At 65.9% G+C, this 528-nt stretch carries 1 protein-coding gene; it reads right to left on the reverse strand.

Features of this window, described 5'->3' with window-relative positions; all coding sequences use genetic code 11:
* Positions 1 to 498, reverse strand: a 498-nt coding sequence (locus OR16_RS39370; RefSeq protein WP_006165150.1) for an ABC transporter ATP-binding protein, incomplete at its 3' end; no start/stop codon positions are given.
* Positions 499 to 528 lie beyond the last annotated feature (30 nt).

Here is a 528-nt window from a genome sequence, read left to right on the forward strand (position 1 = left end):
TTCGGTCGGCTCGTCGATCAGCACCAGGTCGGGGTCGCCCATCAGCGTGCGGCACAGCGTGAGCATCTGCTGCTCGCCGCCGGAGAGCACACCGGCCGAGGTGTTCTCGCGCTCCTTCAGGCGCGGGAACATGTTGTACATGTCCTGCACCGTCCAGCGGGGCTTTGACTGGCGCGGATTGCGCTTCTCCCCGAGCTGCAGGTTCTGGCGCACCGTCAGGGTCGGGAAGATATCGCGATTCTCAGGTACATAGCCCACGCCCAGGTGGGCGATCTCGAAGGTGCGCCGGCCGAGGATCTCCTCGTCGCGAAAGCGCACCGAGCCCTCCGCCTTGACCATGCCCAGGATGGCCTTGGCCATGGTCGAGCGCCCCACCCCGTTGCGGCCCAGCAGCGCGACGATCTCGCCTTCGTCGATATGCGCGTCGACGCCGTGGAGGATATGGCTTTTGCCGTAGTAGGCGTGCAGGCCCTGCACGTCCAGCATGCGCTTGCCCATCAGTGCGCTCCCTCAGTAGCAGGTTCGTCC

Source organism: Cupriavidus basilensis OR16 (assembly GCF_000243095.1).
Classification (GTDB): Bacteria; Pseudomonadota; Gammaproteobacteria; order Burkholderiales; family Burkholderiaceae; genus Cupriavidus; species Cupriavidus basilensis_D.